The sequence below is a fragment of the Pseudoalteromonas sp. SK18 genome, from assembly GCF_001974855.1.
In the GTDB taxonomy this organism is placed as follows: Bacteria; Pseudomonadota; Gammaproteobacteria; order Enterobacterales; family Alteromonadaceae; genus Pseudoalteromonas.
The window spans coordinates 84843-101656 of sequence record NZ_MTQB01000008.1 but is presented as its reverse complement, the minus strand read 5'-3'; the positions used below and the strand labels follow the sequence as shown (position 1 = coordinate 101656).

Genomic DNA, 16814 nt, shown 5'->3' with positions numbered 1-16814 from the left:
ATAGTGCTTTATAAAAACAGCACTTAACTTAAGTTAAGTCGCTTACGAATTCGTGATAACGAAATAGCTGAAATACCTATATACATTGCCACTTGGCTCAAGCTTAGCTGCGCCAACCAATGGGGTTTATGTTTGAGTAAATAACAGTAACGCTGCTCGGGGCTATTTAGTAATAAAAATGCCTCTTTAGCTTCTTTAAAAATAAGTTGCTGTGCAATAAGCTGCTGCTTAATCAGTTGATACTGTGCTTGCTCAAATAGTGTTAGTGGTACTTTAATTACACTTGCTTCGTTAATCACTTTTAATTGATAAAACGCAGGCGTTGAGGTCATCCAATTGGCAAACAGCAATGCAAATTCATCTTTAAAATAAAACTCTTTACACTTTTGTACGCCGTCTATGTCGTCATGAATAGCGCCTAAAACCCCCTGAACAATTAAATACCCATAACCTTGTACATCGCCTTGTTGCACTAATACGGTATTGGGCGCTATTCGTTGCTGAGGATACTTCCCAGCCAATTGCACTTTAAACTTGTTTACTAGCGCTTCATAACTATCGCCAAGCGATAAAAGTGGATTATCAGACATTAAAAATTACCATTTTTTCATTAAAGCATGCGTAATATCAGCCGCTGACACACCCACCCTAGGAATATATTTTTGGCCACACCACAAAGGCGAAAAATCACTTTTAGCACTTTTTTCAGCGCGACATCTTAAGGCCGTTATTGCACTGCTGGCGTGTGGAAACGCAGGAACCCCATTTGGCATAGCACCTAATTCTTTCATTACTCGATTTTGAATACCCCGTGCGGCCCTACCAGAGAACAATGTGGTCAGTGTGGTCTCATCTTGTTGCTGATCTAAAATAGCCTGTTGATGCAAAGCCGATGTTGTCGCCTCCTTGCATAGTAAATAAGCACTCCCTACTTGGACTGCACTGGCTCCTAACGCTTTAAACCGCTGTACATCACCGGCCGAAGCAATGCCACCAGCAGCAATAATAGGCAGTGATATATGCTCAACACAATGTTTAACTAACTGCTCAGTATTTTGTTGCAAGCTTAAATCCATAGATAAAAAATGGCCTCGGTGCCCCCCAGCTTCTAAACCCTGTGCAATTATGGCATCAGCACCATTTTTACTAAGCCAAATAGCTTCATCTAAGGTAGTGGCCGTTGAAATTACTTTAGTACCCCAGCTTTTTATTTGCGCCACAATAGCTTGCTCAGGTAAACCAAAATGAAAACTCACAACTGCTGGCTTATAAGGTGCAATTATATCAACAATCGATTGATTTATAGGTTGACGAGAAGCCCCTGCAGTTAAGCTTTGCGGGTCAATTTTATACTCTGTAAAGTAAGCGGCAAGTAATGCATGCCAGCACTGTTGTTGCGCGGATGTGTAGTCAGCAACTGTATGACAAAAAAAGTTAAGATTAAACGGCTTCGTTGTTTTGTGGCTAAGTATTTCTAGCTGCTCAACTAATTGTGCTGGCGATAACATAGCGCAAGGCAAAGAGCCTAACCCTCCAGCCTCACTTACAGCAAGAGCAAGCTGCTCGTTTTGAACACCGGCCATAGGTGCCTGAATTATCGGTAAAGCGGTATTAAACAATGATGGCTTCATCTGAACTCTCCCTGTAACTTTTTCAACAACTTGCAGTATTTACAGAACCATAGCAAAAACAGCAAGCAAACAACATCTAGATTTTAGTCATATTTAATGTAAAAACTATTACTAACAAATAGTTATAACTTTTTTAATATCAAAAAACTAACTGGCTTTGGTTTTGCAGCTACCCTATTACATAATTTGTTAGGAGGTAAAATGAGTAACACAGTTGATACGATCAATCCCGCAACCGAGCAAGTCATTAATAGCTATACGCTGCTTTCTCAAGCTCAAGCAGAACAAGTGATCGAAAAATCTCATGAAACATACTTAACATGGCGATTAACCTCGTTTACCGAGCGCGCACAATATCTAAATAAATTAGCCTCTTTGTTTGAAAGTCAAAAAGAAGCCTTAGCAAAACTGATGACCGAAGAAATGGGTAAAGTCTATGAGCAGGGTTTCCAAGAAGTACAGCTTTGTGCTGACATTTGTCGTTATACCGCGGAACATGGCGCAGACATGCTTAGTGACGAGGAGCGCGACATGCAAGGCGGTCGTGCAATAATAAGCTATCGCCCTATCGGCGTGCTGTTGGGTATTCAGCCGTGGAACTTCCCACTTTATCAAGTTATTAGATACAGTGCCGCAAACATTATGGCAGGTAATACCACGGTATTAAAACATGCTGGTAATGTATTTGGTATGGCTGAGAAAATTGAAACACTATTTCTACAAGCAGGCTTTCCTGAACACTGCTTTAGCAACTTACTAGTTGATGGTAAAACTGCCAGCGCCCTTATTTCACACTCAGCTATTAGTGGCGTAACCTTTACTGGAAGTGATGGCACTGGTAAAAAAGTGGCAGAGCAAGCTGCCAAGCATGTTAAAAAAACCGTGCTAGAGCTGGGTAGCAACGATGCTTTTGTTGTACTTGATGACGCGGACTTAGCCCTTGCAGTCAAAGCATGTTTACAAGGACGCATTATCAACAACGGCCAAACCTGTGTTGCAGCCAAGCGCTTTGTGGTGGTCGATTCACTCTACAATGACTTTAAGGAAGCACTAAGTCAGCAGTTTAAGGCCATAAAAATGGGCAACCCAATGGATGAAGATACAGAACTGGGCCCTATGGCACGCGAAGATTTACGCGACAAAATTCACCAGCAAGTGCAAGACTCTGTCAATGCGGGTGCAAAAGTAATTGTAGGCGGCGAAATACCGCAACAAACGGGTTATTACTATCCACCAACTGTGCTCGAAAACCTTACACCGGGTATGCCTGCTTATGACGACGAGCTATTTGGCCCTGTCGCATCTTTGATGAAAGCCAAAGATAACGACGACGCTATGCGTATTGCTAATGATTCACGCTATGGACTAGGCGGTGGTATATTTTCAAAAGATGAGAAGAAAGCCATTGAGCTGGCTACAAAGTATTTTGATACCGGTATGATCAATATTAATGGCTACGGACTTGCTCAACCGAACTTACCATTTGGTGGTGTTAAAGACAGTGGTTATGGCCGAGAGCATGGTGGCTTTGGGATTCGCGAATTTGTGAATGTTAAAAGCATTATGATTCACAGCTAGTATCAGGTATCAGGTATCAGGTATCAGGTATCAGGTATCAGGTATCAGGTATCAGGTTAGTAAAATTAAACACCGCGCTTGTAGCAAGCGCGGTGTTTTTTGTCTGATGAATTTTTAACACTCAACTGAATGGCTCGCTGTATAAAACGCTGCAAACCTAAAAGCACTACCGTAATGTATTAACTTTTTCTTTCACCTAAAACCTTTAACCTAACACCTTTACTATACCTAGCTATTCTCAAACATTGGTACTTTGCGTTTATCTGCTTTGTTCATTGCCAATTCTTGTATATCTTGCTGCTTTTGCTCGCTTGGTTTTGTTTCTAGGGATTGCTGATTAGCATCTTCAAATACCAATTCGGTAAGTAAGGCAAAATGATCAGAGCCATATTTAGCAAGGCGCTTTATTCGTTTTACACTAAAGCCTTTTGAGTGAAACAAATGATCAAGCGGCCAACGCATAAAAAAGTAATTCGCGTGAAAGGTATTAAAAAAGCCACGGCCTTTACGCGGGTCTAAAAAGCCACTAATTTGCATAAATAAACGAGTACTGCGCGACCAAGCAACATCATTTAAATCGCCTGCGACTATGGTCGGGCGAGTTGAGTCTTTAATCGCTTTTGCTATCATTATTAGCTCACTGTCGCGCGGTCGTGATGAGTCTTTTTCTGTAGGGCTCGGTGGGGCGGGATGAATAAAGTGCCCCTGCATTTTTAACCCTTGGTGGTTTTCAAACAAAATATGTATAGAAGGAATATCATCTTCTATAAGTGCACAAATTTGTGCATCGAGTATGTTAAATTTACTAAATACATGCATGCCGTAGCGATTATCTTTAGGGCACTGTACTTGATGAGGGTAGTGCTTTTTAAGCACGGACAATTTATCTTGCCACCAACTATCGCTTTCTAAGGTGATAAGTAAGTCTGGCTGATATTTATCGACTAAGTTAATTAACTGCTCACTGTGTCGATTCGACATAAGCACATTAGCGGATAAAATTCTGATACTGTGATCACTGCTTTTTGGTGCGGTTAATACTTCTTTTTTAGCGAACCAGGTGTAGGGATAAATCCACTTAGCTTGAAGCGCTAAAATAACTAAAGCGACAGTGGCTAATAACGGGTATGCAATATAGTCGCTTTGCCACATACCTATCAGAGCCGCTATAACGATAGCGCTTGCTACGTAGCACACCTGCAAGCGCACAAAGTCACAGCTACGTACCAAATAATGCTGACTGTATGACAGAGGTAATAACGTTATTAATAACAACAAGCCAGTAATTATGACCAATACAATGAGCATTTATAAATCCTAATAGCGCTGTAAAATAGAGAGTATTTCACGAGTGTCGTGCACTAAATGTATAATAGTGCGATCAACTTCAATTCGCACTGTGCCTCTTTCTCTATCTATTACTCTAGCACGCTTATAAATGTCATGCCCAAGGATATCACCTTGATAATAAGGCCTATGCCACCCTGGTGGAGTCCATCCTTGGCGAATTAATTGCTTGGCCTGTTTTTTAGAAATCCATTTTCTATCATGGTATTGATTATATTTATGCTTTTTCCAGTGATGCTTGTTTGCATGTTTATTCGCATGCTTGTCTGTATGTTTGTCTTTGTGTGGTACAGCAAATGCGTTTGTTGCCGTTAGCGTAAAAACCATTAATAAAATACTGATTAGTGTTTTCATGGCAATTCTCCAGTGTGATCATTACTGAAGAGTATTGACGGCTAAGCCTGAACATTACATGAAACGAGACAAATTAGCGTTGCTTGTACTGAGTTTTACAATGACTGCGCATAATCGCGGGATCGCGCAGCTTCAGGTGTTTAGTTTTACGCCCAGCATGGCGCTTACGCCATACTTTAAATGAGCCGCTAGAGATATGCTCCCGCATAAAATTAACTAACTGAGAGTAATTTAGCCCATAAAGGTTTTCAATGGCTTCAAATGGCGTTCTATCTTCCCATGCCATTTCGATAATCCGCGATTGCTGTTCTTGATTAAACATATTCATTCCAAATTCGGTTAATACGCAAAAGTTAAATTTAGCGATCATCACTTGGTTGTGATGTTAAAAATATAACCTCTTTTTTATTTGTTGGGTTTAATTAAGTGTATGATTAATCTATACACTGAAACCGGAGCTAAAAGGATGTTTACAAAACTACCTAAGTGGGTCGAATATGGTGCGTTTACCCTCGCTTTTATTGCCGGTATGGTAAATGCAGTAGGTTTATTAGGGTTCGAACAACAAGCAATCTCTCACGTTTCGGGGTCGGTGACTTCATTAGCTATTGAACTTACTACCAACATCAATGCAGCGTTATTTTTAATTGCGATTGTACTGAGTTTTATATTTGGCTCGGCATTAACAGGGGTAATGCTCTCAGGGGGGTCACTTAAGTTAGGCCGCCATTACGATACACTCTTATTTATTGAAGGCATTTTATTACTGCTAAGCGCACAGCTACTTCAATATTCTTACCCTTATGCACTTACACTTGCCTCTGCTGCCTGCGGCTTACAAAATGCTTTAGCCACTAACTACAGTGGTGCTGTTGTGCGTACTACCCACTTAACCGGTATTTTTACCGATTTAGGTTTAATGCTTGGTAAAGCCCTAAAAGGGGAAGCTTTTGATAGCAGAAAGTGCTTGGTTTTTGTCTTAATTATTGCTGGTTTTTTAGCCGGAGGAGTGGCTGGTGTCGTGTTATTTAAACATTACTCAGTGCTCACTTTAGTTTTTCCCGGCATTTTTTGTATTGTTTTATCGATTACTTATCGGGTTTATAGGTTGAGTGTGCTTTAACCAATTCACAAAATCCCCTACCCTAAACTTATCAAATTGCCATTGTGCTACTAGGAATTTATGAAATATTACTATTTACCCCCTTTGTTGTTATGCAGTCAGTTAGGTTTAATTAATAGTGCGTGTGCTGAAGATACCGCGCAATCAATTGAACGTATCACCACCACAGCATCACGTAGTGAAGCGCTTTCCACGCCATTACCACTGGTGATCAGTGTATTAAGTGAATCACAGCTTGAGCTTATAGCTCCTACCCACGTAGAAGAAGCGCTGCAACGCGTTGCAGGTGCCAACGTGCAACGTGGAAATGGCCAAGAGTATTTACCGGCTCTGCGCTCGCAAGTACTTTCTGGTACGGGCGCTTGTGGTGGTGTTTTAACCGCAGAAGATGGCATAGCTCTTCGTGCAGCGGGCTTTTGTAATATTAATGAACTATTTGAAGCGCATAGCGAAATGGCAGAGCGTATTGAAGTATTAAAAGGCCCAGGTTCTGCACTTTATGGTTCTAATGCAGTGCATGGTGTAATTAACGTTATTACCCCTGATACTACGCAAGATAGTGGATTACTAGGCTTTGATTACGGCTCTTATGGTTATGCTCGCTATAAATTACGTGCAGGCCATGCCATGGATAATTCAGGCGTAGGTATTAATGCCAGTTTTACCGATGATAGCGGTTATCGAGATGACGAAAGCGTAAAGCAACAAAAAATAAATGTACGTCATCGCTACAATAACAGCAACTTAAGCTTAGTGTCTGGGCTTACGTATACTAATTTAGATCAACAAACTGCTGGTTATATTAGCGGTTTTCAAAGCTATAAAGATGAAGATATAGCACAGCAAAACTTTGATCCCGACGCCTTTAGAAAAGCTCGCTCGCTTAGAGCTTGGAGTAAAGCAAGCTGGCAATTAGGAGAGAACACACTGGTTGTTACCCCTTATATTCGTGACCAAAGCATGGACTTTTTTAAACACTTTTTACCCGGCACACCACTTGAAAAAAATAGCCAAACAGGGTTTGGTCTGCAATCGCTTTATCAGCATTATGTGAACGACAATTCCAACCTAAAGCTTGGTTTTGATGGTGAGTTTACACAAGCCGATTTTTTACAAACCCAAGATAACCCCACTCAAGGTTCTGCGTTTTTAGTAGCCACAGTGCCGCAAGGTAAACATTACGATTACCAAGTTGATGCCACCTTATATGCCCCATTTGCCGCTATTGATTGGCAGCTAAATAATTGGCTTATAACCGCAGGTGTCCGTTATGAGCATATGCAATATGACTATCAAAACAATATGCTTACAGGGCGTACAAAAGAGGATGGCAGTGAATGTGGTTTTGGCGGCTGTCGTTATAGTCGCCCCGAGAGCACTAAAAACAGCTTTAGTAATCTTTCGCCAAAACTCGGTGTGAGCTATCAGCTTAATATAAACAATACACTATACGCTAACTTTTCAAGAGGCTATAGAGCCCCCCAAGCAGCTGAGCTTTATCAATTACAACGCGAGCAAAGTACTGCCGACTTAGACGCAGAAATAGCAAATAATGCTGAGTTAGGTATTAAAGGGGTGTATAACAATACTCGATACGGTTTGTCGGCTTATGCGATGAGCAAGCACAACACCATCTACCGCGACAGTGACTTTTTTACTGTTAATGACGGCCAAACTCGACATCGTGGCATTGAGCTTGAGTTAGCACACAGCTTTAATCAGCACTTATCGGTTAATTTTGCAGGCACTTATGCCAAACATACATACTCGAATGAGCAAATCATCGGCAGTATTAATATTAAAGGTAACGATATTGATACCGCACCTCGAAAGGTCGCTAATATCGACTTTAACTGGCAAGCCAACGAGCGTGTTAACCTTGCTCTGCAATGGCACTATGTGAGTCGCTATTTTACCGACCCTGAAAACTTACATGAATATCAAGGTCACGATATTTTAAGCTTGCGCGGCCAATGGCAAATAAGCCCACAATTATTACTCAGTGCGCGAATAATAAATCTAACCAACACGGCTTACGCACAGCGCGCCGATTACACCAGCTTTACTGGCGATCGTTACTTCCCAGGAAAACCGCGTAATGCCATGTTGTCTGTAAGTTACCAGTGGTAAAACAAAAAATGCGCTATATAAACTATATAGCGCATTCTTTTTATTCATTTATTTGTTTATCTAACGGCCAGTACAATTAAACCTGGCACCACAAAGAACGACCCTAACACATAGCCTAATGCAGCCGATTTATTATTTGTACCAATTTCGGCTAACTTTTCAGCCAACTTAATCGGTATTTCACGTAGTACAGGAATTCCGTAAATTAGTGCAACCGCAAATACATTAAACATAACGTGTACTAACGCAATCGTTAGCGCCACTTCAGCCATAGGCCCTGTAATTGATGTGGCAGCTAATAGAGCAGTAATGGTTGTACCAATATTAGCGCCTAGCGTAAATGGATAGATTTGACGTGTAGTAAACACACCACTTCCGGCAAGTGGGATCATTAAACTCGTTGTAGTAGATGACGACTGAACCATAACAGTTACCGCCGCACCTGATGTGATACCTGCGATAGGCCCGCGCCCAATTGCACCATGCAGTATATCTTTTGCAGTGCCAACTAACGCTTTTTTAAGTAGTTTACCTAGTGTAGTTACGGCAAATAAAATCAAACAAATACCTGCTATAACCATCGCTGCACCTAGCATTTTTGTGTCTAGGAAGCTAAATGCGTCTTTTATTACACCCACAGCTGGTTTAACAAGTGGTTTAATAAAGTTGTAGCTCTTTAATGATAAATCAGCATCACCAATAAATAGGTGCGACAGCGCAGCAGACATTTTTTGCAGTAAACCAAACATTATCTCAAGTGGTAAAAATATAATAACGGCAAATAAATTAAAGAAATCATGAACCGTTGATGCCGCAAATGCACGTTGGAACTCTTCTTTAGAGCGAATATGACCAATAGACACTAAGGTGTTAGTAATAGTCGTACCAATATTTGCGCCCATTACCATTGGAATCGCAATACTTAACGGTAAGCCGCCAGCAACAAGGCCCACTATTACTGAGGTAACCGTTGATGACGATTGCACTAAAGCCGTTGCCAAAGCACCTAATAATAATGCGATAAACGGGTTGGTTGCGAATGCAAAAATTTCTTTCGCTCCCTCGGTACCGCCCGACGCTAATTTAAAACCACCACTGACAGTGCCAACGGCTACTAGGACTAAATAAACTAAAAAGGCGATAGCAGCCCAGTTAAGCGTTTTTATTAATAGCGTATTGCGCTTTGATTCACTCATGTTTAAATCTCAGTTTTTGTCTTACCAAATATGGCATTTTGATGACGTTTTTGTTTCAGAACGCATTAGAACACCTGAATATTACAGAAATATTTCAATTCGATTAACGTGCTTCTTTATTCATAACTTAAAAATATAAGGTTAAAAAATCGAGTATAAGGCAAGCCATAACTTTAAAAATAAGTAATTAAAAAATTGATATTAAATTACATAGCGAAGCACTGAGTAGGAGCAATTGAACACTAAATTAAAATATATTTAAGCAATGAATTAACTAAGGTCTGATGATCTTTCAAGGTTGAATTTTCAGCTGCTCCAAAGACTATGCTAAGAGGCGATTTACTCTTTATTGCCTAAATGGATATAGGTAAGGGACATGAGCAAGACGCGGAAGCCTTGCTCGGTTTTTACTCATTTTTACAGGGGTGTAAGCCAGTAGAATAACGCAGGAGCAGTTATCGAGCCCACTAGGTTACAAACCTCGTGTCGCGATTGAATCGCCCTAGCTTGAACGAATCTCAACCCGCAAAGGTCAGTAGACCCAAGATATTTGAGACGGCTTCATGGACTTTGCCTGATATTACTAGAGGCATTGCCTAGCATAAAACTAGGCAATATTAACAATATCTCAATTAATAATTGGATAAAAATTAACGTTATGATTGATACAAATTAGCTTGTTTTATACTGGCAAAATCATTAAAACGTACGCCGTGTTGACGCATCACTTCAAGGACTTTTTTACTGATCATTTGTCGTAAGTAAAACGGCTGATTTGGTACAAAGTGATGAATAGTATGAGTATGCCCAAAGTTAAAACAAAATAAATTAAATGGCATAAACAAACGGCTAGTAATTACGTGAGTTTGTTCAAGCATATTATTCACACCGCCATAATAATGCATACTTGAAGTAACAAAATTAAGGGAGCTCGAACGTACAATATTAGGCACAATCAGCACCACCATTAGAAATTCAAATACATGCATTACATCAAGCAATAATACCGGTGAATTAGCTGCCAATGGAGTGAACAAATTAACTAAGTGAAACGCAATTACGCTATATAAAATGGCGAAATACGCGGTAGTAATCGGAAAACCTGCGTTAAATACTTTAAAAAAGCTAAAACCTTTAATTTCTTTACTAAAGCGCTTTGCATTAATTAATAAACCTAGTAATCCATCAACAATCACCAAGGCGCGTAAAAAATGATTTTTAATACCATTACCCACCAATCGCTCTTCTAAATCTTGCTCAGTCCCCGAGGTTTTATGATGATGTAAATGCATCTTGCGGCGGTACCACGGGCTAATAGTATTAGGACGCATCAACCACACGGTTAGCATCATAAAATTATGTAAAAATGGCTGGTTACTAAAATACTGTTTGTGAATTAGGTCGTGCTCAAGTTCATGGGAAATAGAGGTGGCAATCGCCGCTAAAATAATACACAGCCACGCGGGGATGATAGCAAAGTAATACAACGCGCCAACACCGATTAACGCACTTAAAGAGAGTAGTAAAATAGCCATCCCTAAGGTATTTTGATGCATTAATAGCGGGTGTTTTTTACGCAGTAATGCTTCTTCAGCCTTAATCGCTTTTACAATGGCTTGAATATTCTGTTTTGCGGTTAGTTGAGTCATGATGTTTTATTCGCAACAAGAGGTTGAGGTATATAATATCCGAGTAAAAAACTCAGTACAAAGTAATTTAATACTAATTAATTTACGGGGAAAAAAAGTATAAGATCATAATCAAATTAAATATCTCACTTTCTTAGCACGTGCTATTGGGGCATTTTAAATGCACTTATAAAGCCACATTATACTTTTTAAGAAGCATTTTTTGTTTATCTCCCTTGATAGATAAACGGCCACTGTTCCATATATTTATTAGCGTTTGCCTTCTTTCTGCGGGCATTTTATTTGAAAAAATAGGTATTTCAACCAATTTATTTTCTAAGCCTGGACGCACTATTTTTAATCCATTGTTCCAATCAAATCGATTCAGCATGTACTGTAAAACCAGCATATTATCTGCATATAGATCGATTCTGCCCGCTTTAATCATCTGAAAAATCCGTTCTACCACATCGCTAGAGCCCGCGATTACTTCCACTAAATCAGAATTATTTGGATCATCAATATAATTTTGATAATCAACACTTACCGAGCTGTAATCCCACCCAGGCCCTGTTGCAACACGCTTTCCTTGTATAGATTGAATCCCATCATAGCGCCAGGATTCATCTTGCCTAACAACAAAAGCAGTTGGATATGCAAATGTTGCCTCTGTGGCGTACTCGAAACCCACTTCGGTGTCTTGCGAAAATAAATATTCTGGCAACATATCGCAAAGACCATCCGCAACCATATCGAGCCCCCTTGCCAAAGGCACTTCGTAATACTCTAATTGATAGCCTTTTGATGTATATATTTGCTCTAGTATATCAATCACAAAGCCGCGGGCAGGAAAGTCCTCTGACGGAAATATAGTCATAGGAGGCCATTGGTCGTAGCAAACTTTTAATGTGTTGGCATGACTAAAGTTAACTATACTCAATGCTAACAATAAAGATATAAGCAGCACTTGAGAGATCTTTTTTTTACCTTTAAACATTTTATTTTTCAACACGATCACGTCCTTTGTCTTTAGCGCAGTAAAGCTTCAAATCAGCGACTTTGAATAACTCAATAACTGAGCAGTCTTTTAGCTCGGATGAGGCAACGCCAAGGCTTACAGTATACATTACAGTTTCACCATCAACTTCTAAGGTTGAATCAACAACAACCTTTCTTATTTTATTAGCGAGTTTGAATGCGTTATCAAGCCCTGTGTTTGGAAGAAATAGTGCAAACTCCTCTCCACCCACTCTACCAATAAGGTCAGACTCTCTTATCATGCTTTGAACTGTGTCAGTAAAATGAATAAGCACCTTATCACCAACAAAATGCCCATACGTATCGTTAATGTTTTTAAAGTAATCTAAGTCGATTAAAATAAAAGATGCGGGTAATTTCTGTCGCTGAGAAAGTTCTAGCAAATGATTTGCTGTATCAAAAAAACTCCCCCGATTTAAAGTACCCGTTAAAGAGTCTCTTGTTGCAAGCGTTTTAAGTTTTTCATTTAATACTTGTAGATCTTTTGTACGTTTTGTAACGGCCTCTTCCAGCCAATCTCGTTTAGATTTTTCATCCTCGAGTAATCGCTCCCGATCCCTTTCCATACTAAAGAGCATCGTATTCATATGATCTTGGAGCTGGCTGAGCTCGTTGTTTTCAATATGTGAAAGGTTGATCCGTTTACGTGTATTTTTACTTGATTGGACCTCATTAACTTGTTGCATCAATTCTTTTAAAGGCCTGGCTAGGTAACGATCGAAAGCCCAAATAAATAACCCAAACAAAATCGATAATTTTATCATTGCCGTAATGGCAATTAAGAAAAAACCAAATAAAACACGATCTAAAACCACCTCAGACGATGAATAGAGCACCAACGTGCCAAGAAACACCCGTGTACCATTAAGCGTCCAATACAACTTAGATTTAGTTTCAAAAATTGATAAGGGAAGTGAGGCTTGAGTGTAAGAACGTTTAGAAATCATGCTTTTGCCATGTTTGTCAAAAACATCAACACCCTCAATAACCGGCATTTTAATAAGCCCATCAACCAGTACATCCAACTGAGTTTGGTCATATTGCCACAAACTCGTCGACACGGGACCTTGAACTGTTTCTTGCAACTGTTTTAATTCATCGGAGATTGAGTCTTGTGTTTTTAAGTATTCAGTTAAAAACTGCATGCTTGTTATGAGGCAGGTTACAAACAAGTAGATAGAGAAAATAACGCGCATCATTTTTTTAGATAAACTGTTTGGACTACGGTAACTTGCAAACATTAACAATGGCACTTCTTAATAAACTTTATAGTTGAGCTTAGGTTAATTACATTCTTAATGGAAGCAAAGAACAGCATAAGGAATAAGTGTTCTCATTTCTGGCGGCTTTATGCTATTCAAATTTAAGGCATAAAAAAAACCAACCAATTTGGTCGGGGCTATAAAAAATGGTACTAAGTTGCCGGACTTTTACTTATAACAGCAGCACCTCACGTGCCGCTCGAGTCCGGCAACTCAAATCTTAGGCATAAAAAAACCCCTGCTAAATCTAGCAGGGGCTATAAAAAGTGGTACCAGCGGCCGGACTTGAACCGGCACGCCTTGCGGCAGGGGATTTTGAATCCCCCATGTATACCAATTTCATCACGCTGGCATCATTTTTCTTTAACCTTCTAAACACGAGAAGATAAAGAAAAACCACTTAAGAGTGAAAGATTATGTACCCTCTTCCATCTCATTGCCTAGCATTATACAAACAATGAGCAAAGCGGCAAGCGTTTTATGTATTAAGTATGATCAACCGCTTAACATTTAGGCAACCATTAACATTTGAACCAATAGCTGGTTAAGCACCTAGCGTAATAGGTAGTATTTAGCGGCTTTTTTGCTAAACTAGCCACACATTAACAGTGAGAGTATTTTTATGTCGGGTGAGTTTCCACGTGCTGGCTTTTGGCGCCGTTTTGCGTCGCTAATATACGACTCTTTAGTCGTCATTTCATTATCTATGCTAACCGCTATTTTGTACTTTGCTGCAATTCAAGTTTTAATTTCTACGGGCCTTATTGAACAAACCGAAGGTCAAGACCCTGCTGCATTTATAGATAATTCACCTTTACTAGATGGCATTCGCAGTGCGTTGTTTGTGGGCGTAAATGTTATATTTTTTAGTTACTTTTGGACCAAAAGCGGTCAAACAATTGGTATGCGAGCATGGCGATTAAGAGTACAAACTAACGATGGCAATTTAATTAGTTGGTCGCAATCAGTTATTCGCTGCATGGGCGCGTTACTTGGTTTAGGTAACTTAGTTGTTTTAGTTGATTTTAAAAACAAAAAATCACTACAAGATTACTTATCTAAAACAGAGGTTGTTGCTCTTTCAAAAGAAGAGAACAAACGTATATACCGCGAGCTCGATTAATGTATACACAATAATAAAACCTCTAAAAACAAAAAAGGGTGACTTATAGTCACCCTTTTTTGTTTTTAGATATAATCGCTTATACCCGCTTATTCATTAAATAAGCTGCAAACCCAGTAAATAAAATGCTCGGTAGAACGGCGCCTACAATGGCTGGGATTTGATATACCATTACCACAGGGCCAAATATCTCATTAGTTAAGTGAAACACTATCCCCGTTACCACTCCCATGATAATTCGTGCCCCCATAGTTACGGTTCGTAGCGGACCAAATATAAACGACAAGGCAACTAACAACATCACGGCAATAGACACAGGCTGCATTAATTTACGCCATAGTGCTAAATCATAGGTACTGGTGTCTTGCTCATTTTGCTGTAAATAAGCTAAATATGACCACAATCCTGAAAACGACAGTGACTCTGGTTTTACTGAAACCACACCGAGTTTTTCAGCGGTAAGCTGCGACGGGTAAAACTCTTCAGAAACTTGTTCCGTGGTAATCAGCTCTTCACTGATCATGACTTTGTTCACATCGCGCAGTAGCCAGCCATTATCACGCCCTACAGCTTCTTTTGCTTTAGTGATTTGTGTAAGTAGTAACGATTTATCAAAGTGATACATATTAACGCCGCGGAGCATGCCATTTTGGTCAACATCTTCAATATTAATAAAGTTACTGCCATCTTTTGCCCACACACCTTTTTGTGCATTAAATACATCCCCACCATGTATAGCTTGGTTACGCATTTCCTTAGCGTGCAACTGAGCGGCGGGCGCTCCCCACTCCCCTAATGCCATTACGCACAGGGCCATAAAAATAGCGGTTTTCATTACCGAGCCAATAATTTGTAAACGCGACATACCCGCGGCTTGCATCACTACCAGCTCACTATTAGAGGCCAAAGCACCTAGTCCTGTTAAGCCACCAATAAGTGCTGCCATCGGGAAAAACACCACTAAATCGCCAGGCATACTATAAATGGTATATAACAAGGCGGTCATTATGTCGTAACTACCTCGGCCAACTGATTTAAGCTGCTCTATGAATTTAATTAAAGTACTGATCCCCACCAGCACCATTAACGCAAACCCAGTGGTTTGCATAATGCTGCGACCTAAATACCAATCAAGCGTTTTCATCATACGTGTTGCTCCCGTTTAGTCACGACAGCCTTCAGCCACACACCTAATGGACGGCCTTTAATAATTAATAAACTACCGATAAATAATGCACTTAAGTGAATCCACCACAGACCAATAGAGGGTGGAATTTTACCGTCTTCTACCGCAAACTTGGCCGCGTTAAGTAAAATGAAATACCCTAAATATAAGCTCAAAGCGGGCACTAATTTAGCAAATTTACCTTGGCGTGGATTAACAACACTCAGGGGTACTGCAAGTAAAGTTAATAATGGAATAGATAACGGAATTGCCAAACGCCATTGCCACTGTGCAATTGCTTCAGGGGTGTTAATAGCCATTAATTCACGAGTTGGCACGGCTTCTAACTTACGACGTTGGTGTTCTATTTCTTGCTCGCGAATTTGTACGCTGTAGCCATCAAACTCTGTTAAATTAAGTGAAGGCGCTTCGCCATCGGTTTCGTAACGTTTACCATCAGTAAGTACTAACTGCTGTTCGCCATTTTGCGCTTCAATAACAACACCTTGCTCTGCATAAACTAAACGCGCTAAGTCACCTTTTTCGCTATCGGGTAGCTGGGCAACAAAAACTTTGTTGAGCTCTTTGCCGCCATTTTCAATGTTATGAATAAATACCACAGCTTTTTCGTTACCGGTTTGCTGAAAACGCCCCGCTCGAAGTGCAGATAAACCAGCATCTGCCTTGGCTTGTTCTTTAAGTTGGTATTCTTGCTCGCTTGCCCACGGAGCAATATATAAAGTAAGTACTGCAGCCAGTAACGCTAAGATGACACTTGAGATTAGCGTAATACGCACTACATACCACTCACTCACGCCACAGGCTTTAAGTACTGTCATTTCACTGTCAGCGTAAATACGGCTATAAGCTAGAATAATCCCTAAAAATAAACTCAGTGGCAAAATTAACGATGCTAACTGCGGCAACTTAAGCGCAATCATGGCAAACACGAGTTTAGCTGGGATACTCCCCTCTGAGGCATCACCAAGAATAACAACAAACTTTTGCGACAAAAATATGGTCATTAAAGTTAAAAATACGGCGACCTGCGATTTTAAAACCTCAGTGGTCAAATAACGGAAAATTAGCAACATTCGCCCCTGTTAAACATGGAATTTCAATATAGTAATAAAAAACAATGAGTGAACTAGTTAATTCACTCATTTTAAATGAGTATTAAGCACATATTATAAGCCATCAATATTAATTATCCTACCTAACATCACGATATAATGTTGC

At 40.0% G+C, this 16814-nt stretch carries 15 protein-coding genes and 1 tRNA gene; 4 read left to right on the top strand and 12 right to left on the bottom strand.

Features of this window, described 5'->3' with window-relative positions:
- Positions 1 to 23: 23 nt before the first annotated feature.
- Both BW139_RS08175 and BW139_RS08170 read right to left on the bottom strand, forming a co-directional pair.
- The gene (locus tag BW139_RS08175; protein WP_008111961.1) at positions 24 to 590 is read right to left on the bottom strand and encodes a Crp/Fnr family transcriptional regulator; all 567 of its coding nucleotides are present in this window, start codon (positions 588 to 590) and stop codon (positions 24 to 26) included.
- Positions 591 to 596: 6 nt separating this feature from the next.
- Positions 597 to 1631 (bottom strand): nitronate monooxygenase family protein, encoded by a 1035-nt coding sequence (locus BW139_RS08170; RefSeq protein WP_076919322.1) that lies wholly within the window; start codon positions 1629 to 1631, stop codon positions 597 to 599.
- Positions 1632 to 1832: 201 nt separating this feature from the next.
- Between BW139_RS08170 and BW139_RS08165 the strand changes: the two genes are divergently transcribed.
- Entirely contained in the window at positions 1833 to 3209 is a 1377-nt protein-coding gene (locus BW139_RS08165) for an NAD-dependent succinate-semialdehyde dehydrogenase (protein ID WP_076919321.1), read from the top strand.
- A gap of 228 nt (positions 3210 to 3437) precedes the next feature.
- Here BW139_RS08165 and BW139_RS08160 read toward each other — a convergent pair whose 3' ends face one another.
- The 3 genes from BW139_RS08160 to BW139_RS08150 all read right to left on the bottom strand — a co-directional run bounded on the left by BW139_RS08160 (position 3438) and on the right by BW139_RS08150 (position 5232).
- Positions 3438 to 4517, bottom strand: a complete 1080-nt coding sequence (locus BW139_RS08160) for an endonuclease/exonuclease/phosphatase family protein (protein ID WP_076919320.1) — start codon at positions 4515 to 4517, stop codon at positions 3438 to 3440.
- Positions 4518 to 4526: 9 nt separating this feature from the next.
- Entirely contained in the window at positions 4527 to 4910 is a 384-nt protein-coding gene (locus BW139_RS08155) for a hypothetical protein (RefSeq protein ID WP_008114288.1), read from the bottom strand.
- Between the two features lie 73 nt (positions 4911 to 4983).
- Positions 4984 to 5232, bottom strand: a complete 249-nt coding sequence (locus BW139_RS08150; RefSeq protein ID WP_041708743.1) for a TIGR03643 family protein — start codon at positions 5230 to 5232, stop codon at positions 4984 to 4986.
- A 144-nt stretch (positions 5233 to 5376) separates the two neighbouring features.
- On the opposite strand from BW139_RS08150, the gene BW139_RS08145 reads away from it, so the two are divergent.
- On the top strand, positions 5377 to 6033 hold the full coding sequence (locus BW139_RS08145; protein ID WP_076919319.1) for a YoaK family protein: 657 nt from the start codon (positions 5377 to 5379) through the stop codon (positions 6031 to 6033).
- A gap of 60 nt (positions 6034 to 6093) precedes the next feature.
- Positions 6094 to 8163, top strand: a complete 2070-nt coding sequence (locus tag BW139_RS08140; protein WP_076919318.1) for a TonB-dependent receptor — start codon at positions 6094 to 6096, stop codon at positions 8161 to 8163.
- A 56-nt stretch (positions 8164 to 8219) separates the two neighbouring features.
- On the opposite strand, the gene BW139_RS08135 is transcribed toward BW139_RS08140, so the two are convergent.
- From BW139_RS08135 to BW139_RS08115, 5 genes are all read right to left on the bottom strand, one after another.
- Complete coding sequence (locus tag BW139_RS08135; protein ID WP_076919317.1) at positions 8220 to 9359, bottom strand: Na/Pi symporter; 1140 nt, start codon at positions 9357 to 9359, stop codon at positions 8220 to 8222.
- 656 nt (positions 9360 to 10015) lie between these two features.
- Positions 10016 to 11008 carry a fatty acid desaturase gene (locus BW139_RS08130; RefSeq protein WP_008114297.1) on the bottom strand — a complete coding sequence of 331 codons (993 nt, stop codon included), beginning with the start codon at positions 11006 to 11008 and terminating at the stop codon, positions 10016 to 10018.
- Positions 11009 to 11174: 166 nt separating this feature from the next.
- Positions 11175 to 11984, bottom strand: a complete 810-nt coding sequence (locus BW139_RS08125; protein ID WP_008114300.1) for an ABC transporter substrate-binding protein — start codon at positions 11982 to 11984, stop codon at positions 11175 to 11177.
- A 1-nt stretch (position 11985) separates the two neighbouring features.
- Positions 11986 to 13266 (bottom strand): diguanylate cyclase, encoded by a 1281-nt coding sequence (locus BW139_RS08120; protein WP_076919316.1) that lies wholly within the window; start codon positions 13264 to 13266, stop codon positions 11986 to 11988.
- Positions 13267 to 13554: 288 nt separating this feature from the next.
- A tRNA-Leu gene (locus BW139_RS08115) sits at positions 13555 to 13639 on the bottom strand.
- A 270-nt stretch (positions 13640 to 13909) separates the two neighbouring features.
- Between BW139_RS08115 and BW139_RS08110 the strand changes: the two genes are divergently transcribed.
- A complete protein-coding gene (locus tag BW139_RS08110) occupies positions 13910 to 14410 on the top strand; it encodes an RDD family protein (RefSeq protein WP_076919315.1) in 501 nt (166 codons plus the stop codon).
- A 79-nt stretch (positions 14411 to 14489) separates the two neighbouring features.
- On the opposite strand, the gene lptG is transcribed toward BW139_RS08110, so the two are convergent.
- Complete coding sequence (gene lptG / locus BW139_RS08105; RefSeq protein WP_076919314.1) at positions 14490 to 15557, bottom strand: LPS export ABC transporter permease LptG; 1068 nt, start codon at positions 15555 to 15557, stop codon at positions 14490 to 14492.
- A complete protein-coding gene (gene lptF / locus BW139_RS08100; protein WP_076919353.1) occupies positions 15554 to 16666 on the bottom strand; it encodes an LPS export ABC transporter permease LptF in 1113 nt (370 codons plus the stop codon). Before lptF ends, lptG begins: the two co-directional genes overlap by 4 nt.
- Between the last annotated feature and the right edge of the window lie 148 nt (positions 16667 to 16814).